General features: G+C 70.2%; 19 protein-coding genes. 13 read left to right on the top strand and 6 right to left on the bottom strand.

What is annotated here, in order from left to right; genetic code table 11:
- Positions 1 to 24: 24 nt before the first annotated feature.
- Both ACWEOO_RS20320 and ACWEOO_RS20325 read left to right on the top strand, forming a co-directional pair.
- Complete coding sequence (locus ACWEOO_RS20320) at positions 25 to 834, top strand: PrsW family intramembrane metalloprotease (RefSeq protein WP_452144296.1); 810 nt, start codon at positions 25 to 27, stop codon at positions 832 to 834.
- Positions 818 to 1,933, top strand: coding sequence for an aminotransferase class I/II-fold pyridoxal phosphate-dependent enzyme (locus ACWEOO_RS20325; RefSeq protein WP_452144297.1), 1,116 nt, complete (start codon positions 818 to 820; stop codon positions 1,931 to 1,933). The genes ACWEOO_RS20320 and ACWEOO_RS20325 overlap by 17 nt, the downstream gene beginning before the upstream one ends.
- Here ACWEOO_RS20325 and cysS read toward each other — a convergent pair.
- Positions 1,930 to 3,384 carry a cysteine--tRNA ligase gene (gene cysS / locus ACWEOO_RS20330; RefSeq protein WP_452144298.1) on the bottom strand — a complete coding sequence of 485 codons (1,455 nt, stop codon included), beginning with the start codon at positions 3,382 to 3,384 and terminating at the stop codon, positions 1,930 to 1,932. The two genes, ACWEOO_RS20325 and cysS, sit on opposite strands and share 4 nt — an antisense overlap.
- A gap of 335 nt (positions 3,385 to 3,719) precedes the next feature.
- On the opposite strand from cysS, the gene ACWEOO_RS20335 reads away from it, so the two are divergent.
- The gene (locus ACWEOO_RS20335) at positions 3,720 to 4,838 is read left to right on the top strand and encodes an endonuclease (protein WP_452144299.1); all 1,119 of its coding nucleotides are present in this window, start codon (positions 3,720 to 3,722) and stop codon (positions 4,836 to 4,838) included.
- A 1-nt stretch (position 4,839) separates the two neighbouring features.
- Here ACWEOO_RS20335 and ACWEOO_RS20340 read toward each other — a convergent pair whose 3' ends face one another.
- Complete coding sequence (locus ACWEOO_RS20340) at positions 4,840 to 7,446, bottom strand: nSTAND1 domain-containing NTPase (RefSeq protein WP_452144300.1); 2,607 nt, start codon at positions 7,444 to 7,446, stop codon at positions 4,840 to 4,842.
- 182 nt (positions 7,447 to 7,628) lie between these two features.
- Between ACWEOO_RS20340 and ACWEOO_RS20345 the strand changes: the two genes are divergently transcribed.
- The 3 genes from ACWEOO_RS20345 to ACWEOO_RS20355 all read left to right on the top strand — a co-directional run bounded on the left by ACWEOO_RS20345 (position 7,629) and on the right by ACWEOO_RS20355 (position 10,613).
- Positions 7,629 to 8,681, top strand: a complete 1,053-nt coding sequence (locus ACWEOO_RS20345) for a hypothetical protein (protein WP_452144301.1) — start codon at positions 7,629 to 7,631, stop codon at positions 8,679 to 8,681.
- Positions 8,682 to 8,684: 3 nt separating this feature from the next.
- Positions 8,685 to 9,716 (top strand): hypothetical protein, encoded by a 1,032-nt coding sequence (locus tag ACWEOO_RS20350; protein ID WP_452144302.1) that lies wholly within the window; start codon positions 8,685 to 8,687, stop codon positions 9,714 to 9,716.
- Between the two features lie 72 nt (positions 9,717 to 9,788).
- Positions 9,789 to 10,613 (top strand): siderophore-interacting protein, encoded by an 825-nt coding sequence (locus ACWEOO_RS20355; protein WP_452144303.1) that lies wholly within the window; start codon positions 9,789 to 9,791, stop codon positions 10,611 to 10,613.
- A 3-nt stretch (positions 10,614 to 10,616) separates the two neighbouring features.
- On the opposite strand, the gene ACWEOO_RS20360 is transcribed toward ACWEOO_RS20355, so the two are convergent.
- From ACWEOO_RS20360 to ACWEOO_RS20370, 3 genes are all read right to left on the bottom strand, one after another.
- Positions 10,617 to 11,396: a Fic/DOC family protein gene (locus tag ACWEOO_RS20360; RefSeq protein ID WP_452144304.1), complete on the bottom strand. Its 780-nt coding sequence runs from the start codon at positions 11,394 to 11,396 to the stop codon at positions 10,617 to 10,619.
- 5 nt (positions 11,397 to 11,401) lie between these two features.
- The gene (locus ACWEOO_RS20365; protein WP_452144305.1) at positions 11,402 to 11,635 is read right to left on the bottom strand and encodes an antitoxin VbhA family protein; all 234 of its coding nucleotides are present in this window, start codon (positions 11,633 to 11,635) and stop codon (positions 11,402 to 11,404) included.
- A 61-nt stretch (positions 11,636 to 11,696) separates the two neighbouring features.
- Positions 11,697 to 12,404 (bottom strand): hypothetical protein, encoded by a 708-nt coding sequence (locus ACWEOO_RS20370; RefSeq protein ID WP_452144306.1) that lies wholly within the window; start codon positions 12,402 to 12,404, stop codon positions 11,697 to 11,699.
- A gap of 16 nt (positions 12,405 to 12,420) precedes the next feature.
- Here ACWEOO_RS20370 and ACWEOO_RS20375 point away from each other — a divergent pair, with 16 nt between their 5' ends.
- The 6 genes from ACWEOO_RS20375 (at position 12,421) to ACWEOO_RS20400 (ending at position 19,885) form a co-directional block, all read left to right on the top strand.
- Entirely contained in the window at positions 12,421 to 13,341 is a 921-nt protein-coding gene (locus ACWEOO_RS20375) for an aminoglycoside phosphotransferase family protein (protein WP_452144307.1), read from the top strand.
- A gap of 12 nt (positions 13,342 to 13,353) precedes the next feature.
- The gene (locus ACWEOO_RS20380; protein WP_452144308.1) at positions 13,354 to 13,812 is read left to right on the top strand and encodes a group II truncated hemoglobin; all 459 of its coding nucleotides are present in this window, start codon (positions 13,354 to 13,356) and stop codon (positions 13,810 to 13,812) included.
- Positions 13,813 to 13,889: 77 nt separating this feature from the next.
- Positions 13,890 to 14,945, top strand: a complete 1,056-nt coding sequence (locus ACWEOO_RS20385; RefSeq protein WP_359934771.1) for a quaternary amine ABC transporter ATP-binding protein — start codon at positions 13,890 to 13,892, stop codon at positions 14,943 to 14,945.
- Positions 14,945 to 16,897: an ABC transporter permease subunit gene (locus ACWEOO_RS20390; protein WP_452144309.1), complete on the top strand. Its 1,953-nt coding sequence runs from the start codon at positions 14,945 to 14,947 to the stop codon at positions 16,895 to 16,897. The genes ACWEOO_RS20385 and ACWEOO_RS20390 overlap by 1 nt, the downstream gene beginning before the upstream one ends.
- Positions 16,894 to 17,847, top strand: a complete 954-nt coding sequence (locus ACWEOO_RS20395; RefSeq protein ID WP_359934767.1) for an ABC transporter substrate-binding protein — start codon at positions 16,894 to 16,896, stop codon at positions 17,845 to 17,847. Before ACWEOO_RS20390 ends, ACWEOO_RS20395 begins: the two co-directional genes overlap by 4 nt.
- A gap of 415 nt (positions 17,848 to 18,262) precedes the next feature.
- Positions 18,263 to 19,885 (top strand): DUF222 domain-containing protein, encoded by a 1,623-nt coding sequence (locus tag ACWEOO_RS20400; RefSeq protein WP_452144310.1) that lies wholly within the window; start codon positions 18,263 to 18,265, stop codon positions 19,883 to 19,885.
- A gap of 548 nt (positions 19,886 to 20,433) precedes the next feature.
- On the opposite strand, the gene ACWEOO_RS20405 is transcribed toward ACWEOO_RS20400, so the two are convergent.
- Complete coding sequence (locus ACWEOO_RS20405; protein WP_452144311.1) at positions 20,434 to 23,244, bottom strand: AfsR/SARP family transcriptional regulator; 2,811 nt, start codon at positions 23,242 to 23,244, stop codon at positions 20,434 to 20,436.
- Between the two features lie 42 nt (positions 23,245 to 23,286).
- Between ACWEOO_RS20405 and ACWEOO_RS20410 the strand changes: the two genes are divergently transcribed.
- Positions 23,287 to 24,144, top strand: coding sequence for an NAD(P)-dependent oxidoreductase (locus ACWEOO_RS20410; protein WP_452144312.1), 858 nt, complete (start codon positions 23,287 to 23,289; stop codon positions 24,142 to 24,144).

Consider the following 24,144-nt stretch of genomic DNA (forward strand, 5'->3'; position numbering starts at 1 on the left):
CCACGAACCGGCACCATTCAGCTCATGAGCGCACAGCAACTGGTCCGCCGGTGGGCCTGGGTCGGAACCTTCCTGGTCGGGGCCGGGCTGTACCTGGCCGTACTGGCCGTCCTGACCGACACCGGGAACCCGAACCTGTTCCCGACGATGATCCTGCTCGGGGCGCTCGTCGTACCGCTGACCTTCGTGACATTCGCCGCCGGCCGGTCCGGGCGGTGGCTGATCGACGGGCCGACGCTGGGCGGCTGCCTGCTGTTCGGCGGCGTGGTCGGCGTCCTGGTCGCGGGGCTGCTCGAGTACGACGCGATGCGCCGGCTCGGGACGCTGCCGATGGTCGGGGTGGGGCTGATCGAGGAGGCGGCCAAACTCGTCGTACCGGCGGTCCTCGTGGTGTTCTTCGGGCACCGGTACCGGACGTCGATCGGCCGCGGGATCATCATCGGCGTCGCGGTCGGCACCGGGTTCGCCGTGCTGGAGACGATGGGCTACGCGTTCGTCGCGCTGCTGCAGTCGAACGGCAACGTCGGCGCCGCCGAGCAGACGCTGTTCATCCGCGGGCTGCTCTCCCCGGCCGGTCACGCGGCCTGGACCGGTTTGGCGTGCTGGGGCCTGTGGCGGTTCGTGACCGCGCCGAGCGGCAAGCACTTCGCGGGCTTCCTCGGCATGTACGCGCTGGCGGTCGCGCTGCACTCCACGTGGGACGGTCTCGGCGGCCGGGTCACGTACGCCGTGGTCGGCGCGATCTCGATCGGTCTGCTGCTCTACGGTCTCAAGCGCGCGCAGCGTGCCGAGCTCGGGCAGGTCGTGAAGGAGTCGTATGCCGACCCTGCCTGACTTCCGCCTGGAGACCTATTTCGCGCGGTGGGAGTTCAGCGCGCGCTACCACTTGACCGCGTCCGACGCGCAGACTCTGCCGATGTCCGAGCTGCTCGCGCTGGCCGACGAGGACGGCCGGGAGCGCTGGGAGTCGCTCACCCTCGGCTACACCGAGACCCGCGGTCTCCCGGCGTTGCGCGAGGCGATCGCCGCGACGTACACCACTGCTGAGCCCGAGGACATCCTCAGCTTCGCGGGCGCCGAGGAAGCCATCTACCTGGCGATGCGCACCCTCTTGGAGCCCACGGATCACGCTGTCGTGCTGACCCCCAACTATCAGGCAGCGGAAACCATCCCGCTGTCCGTGTGTGAGGTGACCGGGGTGGCACTGCAGCCCGGCGACGGATGGGCACTCGACGTCGACGCGATCGCAGCCGCTCTGCGCCCGAACACGAAGCTCGTGTCGGTCAACTTCCCCAACAACCCCACCGGCGCGCTCCCGGCCCCGGACGCCTGGGCGCGGCTCGTCCAGCTGTGCGACGAGCGCGGCATCATGCTGTTCTCGGACGAGGTCTACCGCGGCCTCGAAGCAGATCCATTGCCGCAGGCAACAGATCTGTCGGGGACGGCGATCTCGCTCAACGTGATGTCCAAGGCGTACGGCTTGCCGGGCCTGCGGATCGGGTGGATCGCCTGCCGCGACCGCACGGTCCTGGACCGGCTCGAACGTGCGAAGCACTACACGACGATCTGCAACGCGGGGCCGAGCGAGGTCCTCGCGCTGATCGCCCTGCGGGCAAGGGACCGCATCCTGGAGCGCAACCGGGGCATCATCGCGCGCAATCTGCCCCTGTTCGAGGAGTTCTTCGGGCAGCACTCCGAGCTGTTCGAGTTCGCTGCGCCGGACGGCGGCTGTGTCTGCTATCCGCGCTACCTCGGCACTGACGGCGTCGAAGCGATGTGCGCCGAGCTGGTCGAGCAGGCGGGCGTGTTGTTGCTGCCGGCCAGTATCTACACGTCGGAGCTGACCGAGACGCCGAAGGATCGCTTCCGCCTCGGGGTGGGGCGCAGCGGGCCGGAAGCGGCGCTCGCGGCCTGGGCCGACTGGCTGGACTAGCTGGTGCGGGTCCAGGTCGGGCCGTCGGCGGTGTCGGTGACCTGGACACCCAGCTCGGTCAGCTCCGCGCGCAAGGCGTCGGCCCGCGCCCAGTCCCGGGCAGCGCGTGCGGCCTCGCGGTCCGCCACCAGTTGCTCGACGGCCCCCTCGTCCACCGCGGAAAGGTCGGCTGCCTGGTTGACGTCCAGCGCACCGAACGGCAGCCCGAGGACGGCGGCGCACGCGGCCACGACCGCCTGTTGGCCCTGCTCGGACAGCGCCTGATCGCGCAGTGACTCCTGCAGCAGCGCGAGCACGCGAGGCGTGTTGAGGTCCGCGCTGATCGCCTCGTCGATCTGGTCGATCACCGCGACAGCCGCGGCATCGTCTCCGGCCGCGGCGCGGGCCTCGTCCGCGGTCGTCACCACCGGCAGCTCGCCGAGTGACGCCGTACGACGAGCCAGCCGCCGCAGCGCGGACTGTGCGCTGTCGAGCCCGGCCATGGTGAACTCGAGCTGAGCGCGGTAGTGGCCGCCGAGCAGGAACAGCCGGTACGCGAGCGGGTGGTAGCCCTGCTTGGCCAGGTCGCTCACGGTCAGGATGTGCCCGGCCGACTTCGAGATCTTCGCCGAGCCGAGTTGCAGGAACTCGTTGTGCAGCCAGAACTTCACCCACGGCTGCCCGTCGCCGAGATACGCCTCGCTCTGGGCGATCTCGTTGACGTGGTGCAGCTGCCGGTGGTCGACGCCGCCGGTGTGGATGTCGAAATGCTCGCCGAGCAGCAGCATGCTCATCACCGAGCACTCCAGGTGCCAGCCCGGCGCACCCCAGCCCCACGGCGAGTCCCACCGCATCGCCCGCAGCTGTCCGGGCGCCTCCGCCCGCCACAGCGCGAAGTCGGTCTTCGCCCGCCGGCCGGGCACCTCCTCGACGCGCGCGCCCTCGAGCTGGCCGCTCACGTCGATCAGCCCGAGCTGTCCGTACGTCGGGTCCTTCGAGGTGTCGAAGTACAGCCCGGACTCGATCTCGTACGTGAAGCCGCGCTCGACCAGACGCTCCGCGAACGCGATCATCTGCTCGACGTACTGCGTGGCACGGGGATAGTGGTGTGCGGGCAGGATGTTCAGCGCGGACAGGTCGGCGAAGAACGCCTCGGTGTACATCGCCGCGATCTCCTCGACCGACCGGCGCTCGCGGGCGGCCGCGACCTCGAGCTTGTCCTCGCCGAGCTCGGCCTCCGCAACGGCGTGGCCGACGTCGGTGATGTTGATGACGTGCTCGACCTGCCAACCCTTCCAGAGCAGGGCGCGGCGCAGTGTGTCGGCGAAGGTGTAGGCGCGCAGGTTGCCGATGTGCGCGAAGCTGTAGACCGTCGGGCCGCAGCTGTACAGCCGCACCACACCGTCCGTGGCGGGTGTGAAGTCTTCGATGCGGCGTCCGAGGGAGTTGAAGAGACGCAACGGCACGGTCACCCGCGCGATGCTACCGGTCGAACAGTGAGATGGCCCGGGCGGAGGCATGGACAACGCGTGGTGGAGTGAGTACCGTCCGTAAACGGCGTCCGCTCCACGCCGACCTCGACGGTGAGGTGCCGCCCGCCAGTGGCACCTCGCTGGTGTGTGGGCAGAGCGGGCCGCGGCGGTCAGTCACGGCCTGATGGGGGCCCGTACACCCAGGTGGGGTGGTGAACGGCACTCACTCGTTCACCGCCCCACCGGTTCAACTCTTCACCTGCTGTTTGTTAGGTGGCCCGGCATCCGGGGCAGACTGATCTGCGTCCGGTCCCCAACCGCCCCTGGGAGTAGCCGTGTCCCGATTCTTCCGTCCGGCGTTGCTCGTCACCGCCGTACTGGCACTGCTCGGCTTCGGCATCACACCGTCGAACGCCGCCACCGCAATCTCCGTCAGTACGGCGATCAGCCGGCAGGACGGATCAGTTGCCTCGGTCACCGGGTACGTCGTCGGCCAGCCGACGGCAACCACCACGGTTGTCCGCAGCAACTTCCCGAACGACTACGCACTGGCGCTCGCCGACTCGGCGTCCCAGACCAGTACGTCGGCGATGCTCTACGTGCAGATCCCGGCCGAGTTCCGCGCGTCGTACGGGCTGCAGAGCAACCCGAGCCTGCTCGGCCAACAGATCACCGTCACCGGCTCGCTCACGGCGTACTTCTCGCATCCCGGCCTGAAGAACGCGACCGCCTTCACCGGCGGTGGCGGCTCGTCGGATCCCGGTGATCCCGGCGACTACTACGCCGGCGCCGAGGGCAAGACGGGCGCTGCGCTGAAGTCCGCGCTGCACACGATCATCTCGAGCCAGACCAAGCTCACCTACGACCAGGTCTGGGACGCGCTGAAGGTCACCGACCAGGACCCGAACAACAGCAGCAACGTCATCGAGATCTACTCCGGCCGCTCGATCAGCAAGAGCCTCAACGGCGGTGACGCCGACGACTGGAACCGCGAGCACGTCTGGGCCAAGTCGCACGGCGACTTCGGCACCGCGACCGGCCCGGGCACCGACATCCACCACCTGCGTCCCGAGGACGTCACGGTGAACTCGGCGCGCGGCAACCTCGACTTCGACAACGGCGGGACGTCGGTCGCGCAGTGCTCCGGCTGTACGGCGGACTCGGACTCGTTCGCGCCGCGAGCCGCCGTGCGCGGCGACGTCGCCCGGATGATCTTCTACATGGCCGTGCGGTACGAGGGCGACGACGGGTTCGCGAACCTCGAGCTGAACAACTCGGTCGGCAACGGCACCGCGCCGTACATCGGCAAGCTGTCGGTGCTGAAGGCCTGGGCCGCGGCCGACCCGCCGGACGCGTTCGAGAAGAACCGCAACGAGGTCATCTACAGCCAGTTCCAGCACAACCGGAACCCGTTCATCGACCACCCGGAGTGGGTCGCCTCGATCTGGCCGTGAGCTAACGCTTGGCCTGCAGGTCTTCGCGCTTGGGCCCGCCAGCACCGAGGGCGGGCCTGAGTGTGTCCGCCGAGGCGAGCTGTGCGCGGGCCGCGGACGGCAGCGCGACTCCGGCCTGGGCGGCGCTGACGCCGAGGCGGGTCTGGACCCAGTCCTGGAAGCCCGGGTCGGCGACGCGGATCTGGTGACCGGTACGGGTCAGCAGGCCGCGCGAGACGAGTTTCTGCGCGGCGCTGTCGAGGTCCCAGCGGGCCGGCCCGGCGGCCTCGGAGCGGGACGGGATCGGCATCCCGCGAGAGCCGTGCGCCGCGGTCTTCGCGAGCAGCTCCTTCTCCGTCGGTGCGCAGTTGTACCAAGCCGCGTCGTACAGCGCCCGCGACTGGGCGTTGAGCCGGCTCGTCGCGGTCGTGGCGACCTCGGTCGTGATGCCTCGCTCGGGTCCGGCGAGCTCGAGGGCGGCGCTGGTCAGCGTCCGCAGCCGGCTCGGGTTGCCGTTGGCGGCGTCGACCAGGTGGTCCACCGCCTCCGGCTCGAACCGGATCCCGGCCTGCTCCAGCGGCCGGGTGAGCGCGGGCCGCAGTTCCTCGGCGCTGAGCGGCGTGAGCCGCCGTACGTCGAACCGCGCGGCGTCCTGCGTCTCCACGCCGGCATGCCCGCCCGATGCCTCGAGCAACCGGCTGGTGGCTTCCTCGCCGCCCGCCGCGATCAGGAACAACGGCTTGCGGGACCGGTGCAGGTGCGCCGACAGCTCGGTCAGCGCGACCAGGTCGGTCTTCGACGCGGCGTCCAGGTTGTCGACCATCAGCAGAATCGGCTGTCGCTTGGGGTGCGCCATCTTCGCGAGGTGCTCGGCGACATCGTTCAGCGTCGTACCGACGGAGTCCTTCTTGACGCCCTCCCACGCGGTCCCGACGCGGATCTTCGGCCCCGGCGCGATCCCGAGCCCGACCTGCGCGGTGTGCATCGAGTTCCGGGTCCGGATGGCCATCTTGTTCAGGAGCTGCTTGAGCTCCTTCACCTCACCGGCCGGGTACTTGCCCTCGAAGTTCCGCAGCTGGCCCTGAACGGCGCGGATGACGCGGGCCTCCAGCGACTCGCGGCGGGACGCGTCCAGCCGGATCGAGATCCAGCCCTGCTCGTCGGCGAACGCCTTCGTCCTGGACAGCTCCTGGCTGGTGCCCATTCCCGGCGGGCCGGTGAACAGCACCGAGGTGCCGCGCGGGGTCCGCTGGTCGAGCGAGACCGGTCGGCCCTGCTCGTCGGTGCGGTCGACCTGGTGAACGAGCTCCCGGGCATTGCCGAACACCTGGTTGACCAGGGCGCGGTCGCCGAGCGGATGGGCCGGTGCGAGCGCGGCCTCCTGGCGGCCGGGCTCGATCGGCTGCGCGGCGGAGTCCGCCGGCGTCTGGCCCAGATGGTCGTTCAGCCAGTCGCGGAATCCGCGGTCGGGGATCGTCACGACCCCGCCGTCGTGTTCGCGCAGCAGCCCGCGGGCCACCAGTTCCTGGCGAGCCCGGTCGATCTCCTGCCAGTTCCCGGGGCCGGCGGCGCCGGTCTCGGCCGGCATGGACAGCCCGGCCGGGCTCTGGGCGGCGACGCGCGCGAGCAGGTCCTTCTGCGCGTGCGTGGTGCCCTTCTGGTCCCACACGCTCTGGTACATCACCGCGGTGTCGGCCCTGACCTGGGCGGTCGCGGTGGCGGCCGACCCGACCGTGATCCCGCGCTCCGGGTCCCGGTACGCGACCGCGGCCTGCCCGAGCCGTCGCAGCCGGCCGGGGTCGCCGTTGGCCGCAGCCAGGAGGTCGTCGACCGCGGCGTGATCGTAGGCGATCCCGGCCCGGTCCAACGGCTCGGTGAGTGCCGGCCGGAGCTGCGCGTCGGTCAGCGGCCCGAGCTCGCGGATGTCGAACTGGTTGGTGATCGTGGTGGCGATCCCGGACATCCGGCGGGACGCGTTCATCAGCGCGCTGGTCGACATCGAGCCGCCGGCCGCGACCAGCCAGACGGGACGGTTCAGCTCCTCGATGTGGATCGCCAACTCGTTCAGGCCGGCCCGGTCGTGCTCCGACGCCTGGTCGATGTTGTCCACCAGCAGCAGGATCGGCTTGCCGTCGATCTCGGTGAGCTTGCCCAGCTCGTCGGCGAAGTCGTTCAGCGTGGTGCCGAGATCGTCGTACGCCGTGGTGTCCTTCTCGCTCTTGCCGATCAGCTCGACCGGCATCGGACCGCCGCCGAGCCGGTACTCGATGCCGACCCGGGTCTTGCGGCCGCTGCGGGTGAGGTCGCTGACCGTCCGGCTCAGCTTGCGAACCGCTCCGCGCCGGAACCGGGTCCGCAGCGCGTCGAGGTTGGTCCGGACCGCGCCGGTCAGCTGGTGCTCGAGCGGGACGTTCGCGGAGGCTGTCAGCCGGATCGCGGTCCAGCCCTGGCGGGCCGCCAGGTCCTCCGCGCGGTCCAGCTCCGAGCTCTTGCCCATCCCGGGCGGACCGGTGAACAGGATCGCCTTGCTCTCCGGCAGCACGTCACCCAGCGAGATCGGGTTGCCGAGCCGGTCGGTCCGCGTGACGGAGTACGCCGGGTGCCGGACCGTACCGAAGACCTGGCTCATTGCACCAGCCTGCGGACCGTAGCCGTCGCCGACGCGGGCGACGCGTGACCGAGCGGTTAACAGTCGGCCCCCGGAAGTTGAACCCCGGGCGCGCGGCAACCGGTCTACACACTCCGGCCCGATCGCGCAGTCCTGGACCGAAAAGGTTGGAACGACCCTGTACCGCTGTCACCCTCAGTTGCATGCGAATCAGACGAGTACTCGCGGCGCTGCTGGCAGCACCGCTTGCGGGAGTCATGCTCGGTGGTGCGCCGGCCGCCCAGGCCTCACCCGATCCCTACCTGACCATCTCTCAGGTCACCCTCGACCGTACGACGGTCGCGGTGTCCGGCCTGAACACCTACCCGATCAACGTGACCGTGAAGGGCGGCTACCACTCCGGTGAGCCGGGCGACAACGGTTTGGTGCTGAACGTCCTGCTCAAGCGCACCGGCGGCACCGGCCCGCGGGACAGCATCGTGTCCGCGGACCTCAAGCGCACCGCCGGCACGATCGAGAACGGCACCTGGACCGGCCGGCTGAACGTGGCGTCGACCGCCAACGGCACCTTCAAGGTGACCGGCGTGATGACCGGCCCGTACGGCTCCCCGGGCTCCGGGACCCCGGTCGACCCGACGCCGTACTCCGGCCAGACGATCACCGTGAAGGGCACGAACCTGCCGAAGATCACCGCATCGGTGAATCCGAAGGTGGTGCCGTGGGACAAGCCGTACTCGATCACCTGGGCGGTCACCAACACCGCGACCGGCAAGCCGTACGGCTCGCAGATCCCGATCGGCCTCGGCGTCGACACGCCGTGCGCCGAGGGCGGCAGCCCGATGTTCAAGACCGGGACGAACGGCCTGATCACCAAGTCGTACACCGCCTCCGACGGCGGCGCGCTGAACTGTGCGCACATCTACGCCGACCCGTACTACATCGTCGGCCAATGGCTGTTCGTGGCGCACCCGGCGATCGTGTCGGCAGTGCCCTCGAAGACCAGCGCCCCGGTCGGAACCATCGTCCCGGTCAACGGTTCGGTGTACCGCGTCGGTGGTTGCTCCGTGCAACTGCAGCGGCTGTACGGCGCCTCGCAGTGGCGGTCGGTCGGCACCGCGTCGGTCCGGCAGTCCGGGCGCTTCACGGTCAACGCGCAACCGGCGTACAAGGGTCTGATTCCGTACCGCGTCTACTTCCCGACCTGCGGCAGCATCGTCGCGGGGCTCAGCAAGACCTTCTACATCCGAGGGACGTGACCCATGAAGCGAGCACTGTCCGCCCTGCTTGCCGTACCGATGCTGGGGCTGGGGTTGGCCACCGCGCCGTCGGTCGCGCAGGCCGAGCCCGATCCTGACCTGCACATCACCTCGGTGACGCTGAACAAGACCAGCGTCGCCGTCAGCGGCCTCAACACCGCACCGGTCACGGTGACGGTCAAGGGCACGTACGACGCTGACGCGAAGACTTCGGTGAACGTGATCCTCGAACGGACCGGCGGCACCGGCCAGCAGCGGACGCTGTTCTCCACCAACCTGCCGCGGCTGGCCAACGGGACCTGGAGCGGCCCGCTGCAGGTGCCGTCGACCGCGAACGGAACGTTCAAGGTCACCGGCGTGCTGACCGGCCCGTTCTTCCCGGGTAGCGGGAGCATGACCGACCCGACGCCGTACTCCGGGCCGTCGCTCGCGATCACCGGGACGCACCAGCCGAAGATCACCGCCTCGGTGTCCCCGAAGGTGGTGCCGTTCGGCTCCGGCTTCAAGATCACGTGGGCGGTCACCGACGCGCAGACCGGCAAGCCGTACGGCAGCCGAGTCCGGGTGGTCCTCGGGACCGACAACATCTGCGCCGAGTACTTCGGCCCGGGCTACACGAACCTCACCGGCACCAACGGCTTGGTCACGAAGTCCTACTCGGCCGATTCCGCCAACTGGGTCAACTGCCTGCTGCTCCCCGGCAACCCCGCGTCGGTCGGCGGGCTCGGGCTCGTCGTCGTCCGGCCGGGCATCGTGTCCGCGGCCCCGTCGAAGACCAGCGCACCGGTCGGCACGATCGTCCCGGTCAATGGGTCGGTGATGGGTGCACCGTCCGCGTGCAAGGTCCAGCTGCAGCGGCTGTACGGCGCCTCGCAGTGGCGAACCGTCGGCACCGGCGCGATCCGTCAGAGCGGCCGCTTCACCCTGAGCGCGCAACCGGCGTACAAGGGACTGATCCCGTACCGCGTGTACTTCCCGAAGTGCTACAACTACCTGGCCGGCGTCAGCAAGGTCTTCTACATCCGCGGAACCTGAGCGGCTCTTGGGCGGGTGGGTTAAGGTTAGTTAGGTTGCCCTAACCTGCCCGCCCGAGAGGATCGTCGTCGCGTGACCACTCCCGCACCCCGCCGTAACCGCGTCTGCAAGCGCGCCGTCGTCCTCCGGACCGAGCGGATCACGCCGCACATGATCCGGGTCGTGTTCTCGTCCGACGACTTCGCCGACAACGGGTACACCGATCACTACGTGAAGCTGCTGTTCTGCAAGGACGGCGTCGAGTACCCCGAGCCGCTGGACATGGGCGTGGTGCGGGAGACGTACCCGGCCGAGCAGTGGCCGACGATGCGGACCTACACGGTCCGGAGCTGGGACGAGGCGACGCGTGAGCTCGCGATCGACTTCGTGCACCACGGCGACGAAGGGGTGGCCGGTCCGTGGGCGGCGTCGGCGCAGCCGGGCGACGTGCTGTGGTTCAACGGCCCCGGCGGCGCCTATACGCCGGACACGGCGGCCGACTGGCACCTGCTGGTGGGTGACGAGAGCGCCCTGCCGGCGATCGGTTCCGCGGTCGAGCAGTTGCCGCCGGGAGCCCGCGCGACCGTTCTCGTCGAGGTGGCGGACGGCGCGGAGGAGCAGAAGTTCGGCGGCTCCGGCGACGTCGACGTGCGCTGGTTCCATCGCGGGACCGCCGGCGCCGAGCGCGGCGACGGTCTGGTCGCGGCGGTGGAGGCGTTCGACTTCGGCGACGGAACGCCGCACGTGTTCGTGCACGGCGAGGCCGGGTTCGTGTTCCGCATCCGCAAGAACCTGTTCCAGGTCCGCGGACTCTCCCGCGACCAGGTCTCCCTGTCCGGCTACTGGCGCCTCGGCAAGAACGAGGACGGCTGGCAGGCGGAGAAGGCCGAGACCGCCCGCCAGGAACGTTCCTCCTAGAGCTCAGTCGCGCTCGACCGTCTGGCCCGGGCGGCCACGGGACGCGCTCTGGCGGCCGGCCTTGCCGGCGTCCTGCTGTTTCGTGGTCCGGGCCGATGCCTCGTTCGGATCGAGGCCGGCGACGCGGCGGGCCTCCTTCAGGTCCGCGGGGAGCAGCGTCGCGCTCGGTCCGCCGGGCCGTGGCTCGGCGATCGCCTTGAAGACCGGCACCATCATGTCGGGCACCGGCTCGTACTTGCCGAGGTCCGGATCGGTCAGCATCGAGCGCTGGTTCCACACCGCCGGCGGGACCTTGGTGAAGTCGAGCTGGTACGGCGACAGCTCGGACACGTGCTGCATGAAGACCTTCGCCGCCCGCCCGTTGCCCTCGCGCTGCGGATGGGCCTGGTTCACGTACGCGTGCACCTCGGCGGCCTTCGCCGCGAACTCGTCCAGGTCCATCGACGCCCAGTCGGCGGACTCGATCAACTTCGCGGCGTCGGCCAGGTAGCGGTCGATCTGGCCGATCGGCGCGAAGCCGCCCGGGCCGCTCTTGGCCAGCTCGACCGTCCGGCGCTGACCGGCCCAGTCGTACACGTCCTGGAACAGGTGCGCGTGGATCGCCTCCACGTGCCGGCCGTCGTACGTCCGCGGGATGTCGGCCTCGCCGGACTCCAGCTGCCGCTGACGTTCGGCCGCCGCCGCGTACTCCAGGCCCTTCAGGGTGTCCTTGTCGAGCTCGCCGAACTTGTTCCGCAGCGTCTCCTGGTGGGGCGGTGGGTAGACGTACGGGTCAATTGCCACCCGCGTCAGCCCTGATTCGTCGCGCGCCGGCGGGCGGCGGCGTGGGCGCGACGCAGGTACTCGTCCTGGTCGATGGCGCCGCGGGCCCGGTCGGCGAGGTTCTCGATGTCCTCGCGGTTCGGCTCCCAGCCTTCGTGCCAGGCGTTCGCGAGCGACTGCAGGACGGCGCGCCGCTGCTCCTCGTCGAGCGGAGCGAACAGCTCGGGCCAGCGGTCCTCGACGTCCAGCTGCTCGGCCACGACCCAGCCCCTCTCTCCTCCGCTTGGATCCACTTCATCCTACGGAACGGCAGGGTCCGGATCAGGCTCCGCGGCGCTCGGCGAGGACGTCGATCAGCGAGCCGGCCTGGTTCGTCGGGAGCACCCAGTCCTCGCCGTTCACCTGCAGGATCACGGCCGGTCCCTCGCTCGCGACGGCGTGCGTGATCGCGATCGGGAACCGGAGCCGCTCCGCGCCCGACAGCGAGAACTCGTGCGTGGCGGTGATCGCGCTCAGCGGGTAGGTGCGGAACTGCTGCTCGGACCGCGGCACCGGATGCGACTGCACGGTGACCGAGTCCGCGCCGACCAGCACCGCGGCGAGCGGGATGCCCCGCAGCCGGAAGACCAGCTCGTACGGCGTACCGGCGAGCTCGGGGTCGAACGGGACGAGCAGGGCGCGGTCGGCGGCGCGCGCGAGCGCCAGCCCGCCGACGATGCCCACGATCAGCCCTGGCAGGGCGAGGATCGCCGGCCACCACACCCCGACGGCCAACGGGAAGAGCGTCACCGTCAGCCCGGCCAGCCCGCCGAACAGCCCGGCGACGCCCAGCCACCAGCGCGGCGTGTATCGGTGCCGCCGGCGCAGCACGAACCCGAGCACCAGCATCGCGACCGGCACGACGCACCCGATCCACGCGGCCGCCGGACCCGTCGCCGCGATCGCCGCGACGACCACCAGCAGCACCACGGGAATGCCCAGGTACGCCACTGCCACCAACCGCTGCGCCCGCCGATGCCTGCTCTCCACGGGAAAACCCAAGCACATGTCTGCCGCAGCACCTACTCTGCCGAGGGTGATCGAGATCCCCGCGAAACTCGTCCGGAACCACAGCGCGAAGGCCGCCGACTGGCTGGACGGGCTGCCCGGGGCGGTCCAGCGGTACGTCGACGAGTGGCAGCTGACCGTCTCCGGCGACCCGTTGAGCGGCGAGGCGTCGCTGATCGTCCCCGTCGTACGGCGCGACGGCGCCGCGGCGATGCTCAAGCTACAGCGCGTCGACGAGGAGTCCGAGAGCGAGGCGCTCGCCCTGCGCGCCTGGAACCACGACGACGTCGTCGAGGTGTACGAGGACGACCCCGACACGTCGACCCTGCTGCTCGAGCGCCTCCAACCTCGGACGCTGAACGACCTTCCCGATGACGTCGAGGCGACGCGCATCCTCGCGGAGCTCCTGACCCGTCTGATGGTCGTCCCCGCGCCACCCGGGATCCGTCAGCTGTCGGACATCGCGGCCGGGATGATCGAGGACGCGCCACGGATACTTCCGATGCTCGCGGACCCGGCCGAACAGGCACTGGCGCGGCGCCTCGCCGACCGGATGGCCGAGTTGCTGCCGGAGCCGGGTGACCGGTTGCTGCACTGGGACCTGCACTACGGCAACGTGATGGCCGCGGAGCGGCGACCGTGGCTGGTGATCGACCCGAAGCCGCTGGCCGGCGATCCGGCGTTCGAGCTGATGCCGGTGTTGTGGAACCGGTGGGACGATCTGGTCGCGACCGGCGACGTCTCGCAAGCGATCCGCAACCGGTTCGACCTCATGCTCGGGGTGACCGGCATCGACCGGGACCGGGCCCTCGGCTGGACTGCGGGGCGGATCCTGCAGAACATTCTGTGGTTCACCGAGGACGGCGACACCCGGATCGAGGACGAGCTCGCGGCGGTGTCCGCTGCCCTGTTCTCGTGATTACATGATTACGTGACTACTCCGACGCTGTACGAATGGGCCGGCGGCCACGAGGCGCTCCGCCGGCTGACCGAGGTGTTCTACGACCAGGTGCTCGAGGACCCGATCCTGGCGCCGGTCTTCGCGCACATGAGCGAGAACCACCGCGAGCACGTGGCGATCTGGCTCGGGGAGGTGTTCCGCGGCCACAGCCGCTACACCGACGAGCTCGGCGGCTACCCGGCGATGCTGTCGCACCACCTCGGCCTCAAGCTGACCGAGGAGCAGCGGTCGCGCTGGGCCGCCCTGATCGCCCGCAGCGCCGACCCGGCCGGCCTCCCGGACGACCCGGAGTTCCGCTCGGCCTTCGTCGCGTACGTCGAGTGGGGCACCCGCATCGCCCTGGCCAACTCGCAACCGGGCGCGACCCCGCCGCCCAAGGCTCCGGTGCCGCACTGGGGCTGGGGCGAGGCGCCGCCGTACCAGCCCTGACAGGAGTTGGGGGCCCGGCGGTTGGGTAGAGTCCCGGTTCACGTTGTGTCTGCCGGCGGGGATGCGAGGGTTTACCTGTGACCGCTCAGCTCGAGTACCCCGACATTCAGGATTCCGAGGCGCTGCTGTCCGTGCAGGGCCTGTGGAAAGTCTTCGGCCCGAAGGCGCAGCGGATCCCGCACCGTCCGGACCTCGCCGCCCTCGATCGCCCGGAGCTGTACGCGAAGACCGGGTGTACGGCGGCTGTCCGCGACCTGAGCTTCGACGTGGCGCCCGGCGAGGTGTTCGTCGTGATGGGGCTGTCCGGCTCGGGCAAGTCCACACTGGTGCGCTGCCTGACCCGGCTGATCGAGCCGACGGCCGGGCGGCTCACCTTCGAGGGCGAGGACCTGCGCGCGGCCGACGAGAAGCGGCTGCGCGCACTGCGGCGGAGCAAGTTCTCGATGGTGTTCCAGCACTTCGGCCTGCTGCCGCACCGCAAGGTGATCGACAACGTCTCGTACGGCCTGGAGATCCGCGGCGAGAGCAAGCCGGACCGGCGGCGCCGCGCCCAGGAGGTCATCGACCTGGTCGGCCTGGCGGGCAACGAGCACCTGTACCCGGAGCAGCTGTCCGGCGGCATGCAGCAGCGCGTCGGGCTGGCCCGCGCGCTCGCGAACGATCCCGACGTGCTGCTCTTCGACGAGCCGTTCTCCGCGCTCGACCCGCTGATCCGGCGCGAGATGCAGACCGAGGTGGTCCGGCTGCACCGCGAGGTCGGCAAGACGATGGTGTTCATCACCCACGATCTGTCCGAAGCGCTCAAGCTGGGTGACCGGATCCTGCTGATGCGCGACGGCGCCGCGGTCCAGCTCGGCACCGGCGACGAGCTGGTCGGCGCGCCGGCCGACGACTACGTGCGCGAGTTCGTCCGCGACGTACCGCGGGCCGACGTCCTGACGCTGCGCTGGATCGTCCGCGATCCGCGCCCGGACGAGCCGCTCGACGGCCCGGAGCTCGCGCCCGACGTCCTGGTCCGCGAGGCGACCCGGCTCGTGCTCGAGTCCGACCGCCCGGTGAAGGTCGTCGACGGCGGGACGTTGCTCGGGGTGATCGGCGACGAGGAGATCCTCGCCGTCGTCGCGGACCACTGATGGCTGCCATCACGAGCGACGTCGAGGTCGAGGTCCGGCGGCCTCGGCGCAGCGTGGTCGTCGGCGTCCTGCTCGTCGTCTGGGTCGCGGCGTACTTCGTCCTGCGCGGCATCGACACGCTCGTCCTCGGCGGCCAGGACACGACCGCGCTGCACCGGTGGCTGAACGATCACCGCGACGACGTCGGCCAGGGCAACGCGTTCTTCGACGCGATCCGGTTCGTCGTCGACCAGTTCGTCGTGCTGCTGCAGAACGTCATCTCGCAGCCGTCGTTCGACCGTCCGGTGCCGGTGATCGGGTGGCTCGGCGTGGTCGCCATCGCCGCGTACTGCGCGTGGGCGTTCGGCACCTGGAAGGTCGCCGTACTGACCGCGGCGGGGCTCGTCTTCGTCGGGCTGCAGGGGCTGTGGCAGGAGAGCATGGACACGCTCGCGCTGACGATCGCGGCGGTGCTGCTGTCGCTGCTAGTCGCTATCCCGCTCGGGATCTGGGCGGGCCTGTCGAACCGTGCGTTCCGGGTCGCGACGCTGGTGCTCGACCTGATGCAGACCTTGCCGACGTTCGTGTACCTCGCGCCGCTGACCTTGTTCTTCGCGATCGGGCCGGCCGCGGCGACGATCGCCACGCTGATCTACGCCGCTCCGCCTGCGGTCCGGCTGACCGCGCACGCGATCCGCTCGGTGCCGCCGGAGAGCGTCGAGGCGGCGCGCTCGCTCGGCTCGACGCGTGGGCAGACGCTGCTGAAGGTGCTGCTGCCGATGTCGCGGTCGACCGTTGTCGTCGGCATCAACCAGACCATTATGGCCGCGCTCTCGATGGTGACCGTGGCCGCGCTGATCGACGCGCCGGGCCTCGGCCAGACCGTGCTGAAGGCACTGCAGACCCTCGACGTCGGCGTCGCGTTCAACGCGGGGCTGGCGATCGTGGTGCTCGCGATCGTGCTCGACCGGGTGACGACCGCGGCGGGCGACCGGCCGTGGCGTACGGCGAGCGTGCGCCGAAAGGTGCTGCTCGGCGCCGGCGCAGTCGGTGTGCTGGTCGCGGTCTGGTTCTCCCGGACCTACGTGTGGGCGGCCGAGTTCCCCTCGGACGTGAACATCGGCTCGCGGATCGCGGTGGTGGCGTCGGACGTGACCGCGTGGGTCCAGGACGTCTTCGGCGGGTTCACGTACGGCGTCCGGGACGTGGTGACCGTGGGGCTCCTCAACCCGCTCGAAGGTTTGCTGACCGGATCGCCGTGGTGGCTCGTCAGTGCGGTCCTCGTGGCGCTGGGGGCCGTCCTCGGAGGCTGGCGCGGCGCGGCCCCGGCGGCGGTGTGCTGCGCGCTGCTGGTCGCCACCGGGGTGTGGCACGACAGCATGGTCACCCTGGCGTCGACCCTGCTCGCGACCGTCGTGGTGGTCGCGGTCGGGCTCGCGCTCGGCGTGTGGGCCGGGCGGAACCGGCGGGTGGACGGCTGGATCCGGCCGGTGCTGGACGCGGGGCAGACCATGCCGCCGTTCGTGTATCTGGTGCCGTTCCTGGCGTTGTTCGGGACCAGCCGGTTCACCGCGATCGCGGCGGCGGTGGTGTTCGCCGTACCGGTCACCACGAAGATCGTTGCCGACGGCATCAAGGCGGTGCCGGGCGCGACCGTCGAAGCAGCCAACTCGGTCGGGTCCAGCGCCTGGCAGGTGATCAGCAAGGTGCAACTGCCGGTGGCCCGGCGGGCGATCACGCTCGCCGTCAACCAGGGCCTGATCTACGTGCTGTCGATGGTGGTCGTCGGCGGGCTGGTCGGCGCGGGCGCGCTCGGGTACGACGTGGCCGCCGGCTTCGCGCAGAGCGAGTTGTACGGCAAGGGGCTGGCCGCCGGGCTGGCGATCGTCCTGCTGGGCGTCATGCTCGACCGCGTCACGCAGGCCGCGGCACGCCGTACCCAGGATTTCCAAGGTAGAGGAGACAAGCGGTGAAGAAGCTCCGGTACGCCGGTGTGCTGACGGCGGTCGCGCTCGCGGTCGCGGGGTGCGGCGGGGAGAAGGTCGGCGCGCAGCCGCAGCCGAGCGCCGGCAAGGAGTGCGGCTCGTTCAACCTGACCGTCAGCCCGTGGGTCGGGTACGAGGCGAACGCGGCGGTGGTGGCGTACGTCGCGACCAAGGACCTCGGCTGCAAGGTGGAGAAGAAGAACCTCAAGGAAGAGATCGCCTGGCAGGGCTTCTCGACCGGTGAGGTCGACGTGAACCTGGAGAACTGGGGCCACGAGGACCTGAAGAAGAAGTACATCGAGACCGACAAGGTCGCGGTCGAGGCGGGCTCCACCGGCGTCAAGGGCGTGATCGGCTGGTACGTGCCGCCGTGGATGGCCGAGAAGTACCCGGACATCACCGACTGGAAGAACCTGAACAAGTACGCCGCCCTGTTCAAGACGTCGGAGTCCGGCGGCAAGGGGCAGTTGCTCGACGGCGACCCGTCGTACGTCACCAACGACGAGGCGCTGGTGAAGAACCTGTCGCTGAATTACAAGGTCGTGCAGAGCGGCAGCGAGACCGCGCTGATCCAGGCGTTCCGGGACGCGGAGAAGAACAAGCGGCCGCTGCTCGCGTACTTCTACGAGCCGCAGTGGTTCTTCAACGAGGTCAAGCTGGTGAAGGTCAACCTGCCCGCGTACACGGCCGGCTGCGACGCGGTGCCCGCGAAGGTGGCCTGCGACTACCCGCCGTACGACCTGGACAAGATCGTCTCGAAGAAGTTCGCCGACTCCGGCAGCCCGGCCTACGACCTGGTCAAGAACTTCCAGTGGACCAACGAGGACCAGAACGCCGTCGCCCGAATGATCGCGGTCGACAAACTCACCCCCGACCAGGCCGCCGAGAAGTGGGTGAAGGCCAACGAGTCCAAGGTCAACGCCTGGCTCGGCAAGTAACTGCCTGGCTTGGTTTGGCGGTGCGGTGACACTCGGCATGCCAGAAGATGCCCGCCCCCATCAGCACCACCAACCGAGTCGGCAGAACCAGAGGCGGCTGGTGATGCGGCTGTTCGCACAGTTCCCCGTCGGCGCCAAGGTTCCTCCAGCAGTACATCGCGGTTGGCGAACACGCCGGTCAGCTCGGGTTCGTGAGGCACAGCACCCTGGTCGAGCAGCGGCATGATCGCGCGGTAGATCTGCGCAGCTGCGGATTCGTTGAGGGCTTCGCGACCGGGTGATGGACAGCGCTGGGTTGGCTGGGATGTTTGCTGGGTGTTTGCTGGTGTGGGCCCACAGGCAGCCCACGAATAGCCCACAAAATAAGGGGATTCCGGGTCGAGAACTGTCGGTGGCGCCGTCTAGGGTCGGTGGTATGGAACTCCTGGGAGAGCGGCCGGTGTGGTCGATGAGTGGCGGCGAACTGCTGTCCACTCTCGACACGCTGGAAGCCGAGCTCGCCCGCCTGGAGTCCTACCGGCTGAGCGTGATCGCCGCGATTGAGTCCACCGGGTACGCGCAGGAGCTCGGCGCCCGCGACACCGCCGAGCTGCTGCGTTTCCGCTACCGCCTGGACCCACCGGCCGCCCGCCGCACCCTCCGCCTCGCCCAGACCGCCACCCACTACCCAGCCGTCTCCGCCGCCCTCGAGCGCACGGCCTCGCCCGCCTCCGCCACGACCGCCGACATACCCGACAGCGGATCCGCAGACGCCGGATCCGGGGACGGCGTACCAGACGACAGCGGATCCGGGGACGGTACTGGCAATGGCTGGTTGCTGCGGCCGGCGCAGGCGGCCGCGATCGTGTTCGGTCTCGACCGGGTCCGGTCGCGGGTCCCGGTGGAGCACCTGGACGCGGCCGCGGAACAGCTGGTCGGGCTGGCCGGTCACCTGTCGCCCGGCGAACTGCGCACCGCCGCCAAGGAGATCGCCGACCTGCTCGACTCCGACGGCCCCGAACCCGAGGAGCTGAAGGCGTATGAACGGGAGTCCCTGACGTTGTCGGCTGCGGACAACGGCGTGAAGTTCAAGGGGTTCTTGGCCAATGAGAACGCCGAGCTGTTGCGCGCGGTCGTGCATGCCGGTGCTCGCCCGCACAAGACCGTCGACGGCGAGCACGACCCGCGGCCGCGTGACAAGCGCCAGGCCGACGCCTTGTCCGGCGCTCTGGGCGTCGCCGCCGCTGCATGGGACACCACCGGCCCCGGCCCCACCACCGGCCCCACCACCGGCCCCACCACCGGCCCCGCCACGGGCACCGAGAACGCCGCGAGCACCGCCGCTACAGAGCACACAGCCGGCGCCGCGGGCACGGCGGGTGCCGTGGGCACGGGTGGTCGGGTGGCCGGGTACGGCGCGAAGGCGAACATCACCGTCACGATCGACCTGGACGACTTGAAGGCCGCGACCGCGGACGCGATCGGGCGCACCGTCTACAGCGGCGGGCTGTCGGCGGCCACGATCCGGCGGCTGGCCTGTGACGCGAACATCATCCCGCTGGTGCTCGGCTCGAACTCCGAACCGCTGGATGTCGGGCGCCGCGTGCGGCTGGTCACCGGGGCGATGCGTCGCGCCCTGGACGCCCGCGACCGCGGCTGCGTGGTGTGTGGAGCCCCGCCGGTCATGTGCGACGCCCACCACCTGATCTCCTGGATCGACGGCGGCGACACCAAAGTCTCGAACCTGGCGTTGCTCTGCCGTCGTCACCACGTCGACCTCCACAAAGGCCACTGGCATATCCGCATCACCAACGGCATCGTTCACGTCGCCCGCCCGAGCTGGGCCGAGCCATCACCTACCTTCACCGCAGGCCGACAAACGGCACCACGGGACGCCCACCCACCGAGGCACCGGACCGGATCGAGCGAGTCGGTGCCCGCCGAGGCCGCCCTGTGGGCACCCGAAGACGTCGCGACGCCGACCGTCGCCGACCGTTCCCGATGGCGGGCCGACGAGGCTGCCCTCCGGGAAGCGGCCGCCTTCGCAGCGACCGCTTGAGGCCGGACGACACAGCAACCTCCTGCCCGCAGGCATGCGGGCAGGAGGCGGCTCTGCTGCGCCGGGCCGGTCGGTTGCTGGCGTTGGCAGCGGCAACGGTGCAGGCAAGGTCAACGCAGCACCCGTACACGCAGGCTGCTGTCCGCGTCAGGAGAGGCCGGAATCCTTCCCAGCAGCCCGCGCCCGGCGCCCCCACCAGCCATCCGCGCCCCCGTGTGTCGTCGACGGCGTCTGTCCTCCGCCGATCGTGGCGGACACTGAACGGTCGGCCGCGAGGGCGGAACAGGGCTGCCCCGGGGTCGGGTGGTTGTGGAGCGCCGTACGAGCAGCGGTCCCGGCTCGGCCGCTTCTGGCTACTCCGAGGTTTCCGCTCGTGCAAGTTGTCGGAGGTAGGGGCCGAGTAGTGCAACAGTCGCGCCGGTCAGCGGGATGAGGGTGCTGATGATGCGGGCGGGCTCCGGTCGCGCAGGCAACATACGGCTGACCGCCGAAGCCGGCCACCGTTCTAAATCTCTTTCTTCTTCATCTTTTCGTTGACCACAGATCTGCTAGGCCAGGTTGAGTCTGGCTTCGATCCGGTCCACGTCGAAGCGTTCGGCTGGTGGCAGGGGGACGCCGGTCTGTTGACGGAGGGCTGCTGCTTCGGCGAGGAGGGTCAGGGCGCGGCCGGGGTCCTCGGTCGCGCCCGCTAGGCCTTCGAGGGCGAGGGCGACTGCGCGGTGGTCGCCGATCTCGCGGGCCAGTTCGAGGCCGCGTTCGTGGAGTGCGCGGGCCGTCGTGTAGTCGCCGCGTTGTTCGGCGACGAAGCCGAGTTGGTTGCTGATGAAGGCCATCCCGGGGGTGCCGCCGACCTGCGTCAGCCAGGCGAGCCATTTGCTGAAGTGCCGCTCGGCGTCGTCGAGGCGTCCCTGGCGCCGGGCGGTCAGGCCGAGGCCGACTTCGGCGTACTCCTCGGCCGACTTGTTCGAATGCTCGACCGCCAGCCGCCGCGCCTGCTCGTGCAGTTCGTCGGCCCGCGCGTAGTCGCCGGTCAGCAGCGCGATCCGGCCCAGCCCGGCGGTGCGGAACGAGACCTCGGTCCACAGCCCGAGGGACTCCGCGTGCCGGATCGCGTCCTCCAGGTACGCCGTGGCGGTCGGATAGTCGCCGCTGATCTCGGCGGCCACGATCAGCGTGTACGTCGCCTGCAGCCGGCCCCAGTCGTCGTCGAGCGCGTCGAACAGTTCGAGGCTGCGCAGACTGTCCCGGCGCATCGCGGCCAGATCCGCGTGCACGATGTTGAGCTGCGCCCGCGTGCTCAGCGCCGCGGCGAGCCCCCAGCGGTCGCCGCGGTCGGTGAAGGTCTCGATCGCCCGGTCGATCCAGCTGAACAGCACGTCCGCGTCGCCGTACGCCCACCGGGTCATGGTCAGGAACCAGAGCGCGTACGGGTCGTCGCCGACGGCTCGCAGCGCTTCCTCGCCGGCACGCGCGACATCGGTGCCTTCGGCATCGGTCGCCGTCATCCCGACGAGCCAGACCGTGGCCTGCGCGCGCAGCGCCGGGTCCTGGCCTGGCGCCGCGAGCGCGGCCGCGAGTGATCGACGTGCTTCACCGTGACGACCCCGCAGGTACCAGTACCAGGCGAGCGCAGTGGCCAGCTCCAGCGACGGTGGGACAGCTCGGAAGTTCGCCGCCTCCTGGTCGAGCCGCTGCAGCCACTCGCGCTGACCGGTGCCGCGCAGCTCGGCCCGCCGCGCGAGCGCCAGGTAGTAGTCCGCGTGCTTCCGGCGGGTGGCGGCCTCCTCACCGGCATCGGCCAGCCGCTCCAGGCTGTACGCCGCGATCGACTCGAGCAGGCGGTATCTACCGCCGCCGGCCACGACAAGAGACTTGTCGACCAGAGCCAGCAGGAGGTGCTCGGGCAGCTCGCTGACCTCGACAGCCGCTTCCAGCGAGAACGTGCCCGCCTGGACCGCGAGTCGCCGGAGCATCCGTCGCTCCTGGTCGTCCAGCAGGTCCCAGCTCCAGTCGAGCGTTGCCCGCAGCGTCCGCTGTCGCTCCGGTCCGCCCTTGCCGCCGGACAGCAGCCGGAAGCGGTCGTCCAAGCGATCCGCGAGTCCTTGCACCCCGAGCGCGCGAACCCGGGTTGCAGCGAGCTCCAGGGCGAGCGGGATGCCGTCGAGGCGTTCACAGATCGCTGTCACGTCGCCGGTGACACCCGCGCGGGCCTTGAACAGCTGGGCCGCTGCTTCGGTAGTCAGCGGCGGTACGTCGAGCACGCGTTCACCGGTCAGCCCGAGCGGCTCACGGCTGGTCGCGAGTACGCGCAGACCGGGCGCTGCGGCGAGCAAACGCCGTACCAGGTCTGCCAGGTTCAGGTGCTCGCAGTTGTCGAGGATCAGCAGCAGCTGCCTGTTGCTGAGCGAATCGAGCAGCCGCGGGAGCAGGTCGGTCGACTCGTCACGCAGCTCCAGTGCTGCGGCCAGCGCGTCCAGTACGTCGTCTTGTCGCAGCGGGGCGAGTTCTACCAGGCAGGCGCCGGGCGAACCGAGCTCGAGCGCCAGGCGGGTCTTTCCGACGCCACCGGGGCCGACCAGCGTCACCAGACGGTTCGTGTCGAGGAGCTGTCGTGCGTCAGCCAGCGCCTGCTCCCGTCCGATCAGGTCGTTGAGCGGCGCGGGGAGCGTGGCGCGCCGGCGGAGGGACCGGTCGTGGCGCAGGATCGCCTGGTGCAGCTCGGTCAGCTCGGGGCCGGGGTCGGCGCCGAGCTCCTCGGCCAGTGCAGTGCGCAACTCGGCGTACCTGTCGAGCGCCTCGTGCTGCCGACCCGCCCGGTAGAGCGCCTTGAGGTGGATGGCGTGCAGCCGTTCGTCGAGCGGGCGCTGCTGGATCAGTGCGGTCGTGTGGCGCAGTACGTCGTCACTGTGCTCGACCGCGGTCAGGTACAGGTCCTCCAGACGCTCACGAGCCGGCCGGGCGAACTCGTGGTCAGGCACGTCGGCGTACGGCTGACCGCGCCACAGCTGGAGCGCCTGTCCTATCTGCCCGGCGCGCACCTGCTGCTCGAAGATGTTGCTGTCGACAACGTCCGTGGTCAGCGCGTAGCCGGCCGGGCTGTGTTGGACGAGGCTGCGGGCACCGGGCTCGGCGCGGTCGAGTGCGGTCCGCAGCTGGGACACGCGGGCCTGCAGGGTGCCTGTCGCGTTGCGCGGCGGTCGGGCGCCCCACAGGTCGTCGATCAGCCGGTCGGCGCTCACCGGCCGGCCCTGGTTCGCCAGCAGGTCGAGGAGCAGGGTCCGGACCTTCCGGTCGGGTACGGCGACCGGTTCGCCGGCGTCCGTCCGCACCAGCAGCGGACCGAGCACCCCGAAGTACATACCCGTAGTAAACCCGTAGCGCGTTCTCCGAGCATCGGGTGCATGAGTTCACGAGAAGCAGTGACAGTGATCGGGCTCGGCGCGATGGGCTCCACGATGGCCCGGACCTTCCTCGACGCCGGGCATCCGACCACCGTCTGGAACCGGACCCCCGGCAAGGCGGCAGGGCTCGGTGCGGTCGAGGCGACGAGCGCGGCCGAGGCGGTGGCCGCGAGCCGGCTGGTGGTGATCAGCCAGGTCGACTACCAGGCGATGTTCGATTCCCTGGCGGACGCGGATCTGAGCGGGCGGGTGCTGGTCAACCTGAGCTCGGACAGTCCGGCGCGATTGCGTGCGGCGGGCGAGTGGGCCGAGGAACGCGGAGCGACGCTGGTCGCCGGCGGCATCATGGTGCCGCCGCCGGGGATCGGCAAGCCGGGCGCGTACGCCTTCTACGCGGGTCCTGCCGACGTGGCGGCGGCGCACCGCGAGACGCTGGAGGCACTGGGCCGCGTCGACCACATGGGCAGCGATCCCGGACTGGCGATGCTGTACTACCAAGCGATGCTGAACATCTTCTGGACTACGTTGATCAGCTACTTCTACTCGGCGAGCCTGGTCGGCAGCGCCGAACGACTCCGTCCGTACGCCGCGGCGATGCTGACCGACCTGACCGCGGACGGGCCGATGGGCTTCCTCCGCATCCTCACTGCGGAACTGGAATCCGGCGAACACCCTGGCGCCGAGAACAATCTCCACATGCAGGCCGTCGGCGCCGAGCACGCCGTCCACGCGTTCACCGAGGCCGGCCTCGACGTGACCGTGCCGGGCGCCGTGGCCGAGCTGTTCGCCCGCGCCGATGCGGCCGGATACGGCGCCGACGGCCTGAGCGCGCTGGTCGAGCTGGTCCGCAAGCCCTAG

The organism is Kribbella sp. NPDC004138 (assembly GCF_053603655.1).

Excerpts from the sequence above, each read along its gene's own strand:
- ACWEOO_RS20320 (WP_452144296.1), top strand. The coding sequence starts at position 25 with ATGAGCGCACAGCAACTGGTCCGCCGGTGGGCCTGGGTCGGAACCTTC.
- ACWEOO_RS20325 (WP_452144297.1), top strand. The coding sequence starts at position 818 with ATGCCGACCCTGCCTGACTTCCGCCTGGAGACCTATTTCGCGCGGTGG.
- ACWEOO_RS20340 (WP_452144300.1), bottom strand. The coding sequence starts at position 7,446 with ATGAGCCAGGTCTTCGGTACGGTCCGGCACCCGGCGTACTCCGTCACG.
- ACWEOO_RS20345 (WP_452144301.1), top strand. The coding sequence starts at position 7,629 with ATGCGAATCAGACGAGTACTCGCGGCGCTGCTGGCAGCACCGCTTGCG.
- ACWEOO_RS20350 (WP_452144302.1), top strand. The coding sequence starts at position 8,685 with ATGAAGCGAGCACTGTCCGCCCTGCTTGCCGTACCGATGCTGGGGCTG.
- ACWEOO_RS20375 (WP_452144307.1), top strand. The coding sequence starts at position 12,421 with ATGTCTGCCGCAGCACCTACTCTGCCGAGGGTGATCGAGATCCCCGCG.
- ACWEOO_RS20390 (WP_452144309.1), top strand. The coding sequence starts at position 14,945 with ATGGCTGCCATCACGAGCGACGTCGAGGTCGAGGTCCGGCGGCCTCGG.
- ACWEOO_RS20400 (WP_452144310.1), top strand. The coding sequence starts at position 18,263 with ATGGAACTCCTGGGAGAGCGGCCGGTGTGGTCGATGAGTGGCGGCGAA.
- ACWEOO_RS20405 (WP_452144311.1), bottom strand. The coding sequence starts at position 23,244 with ATGTACTTCGGGGTGCTCGGTCCGCTGCTGGTGCGGACGGACGCCGGC.
- ACWEOO_RS20410 (WP_452144312.1), top strand. The coding sequence starts at position 23,287 with ATGAGTTCACGAGAAGCAGTGACAGTGATCGGGCTCGGCGCGATGGGC.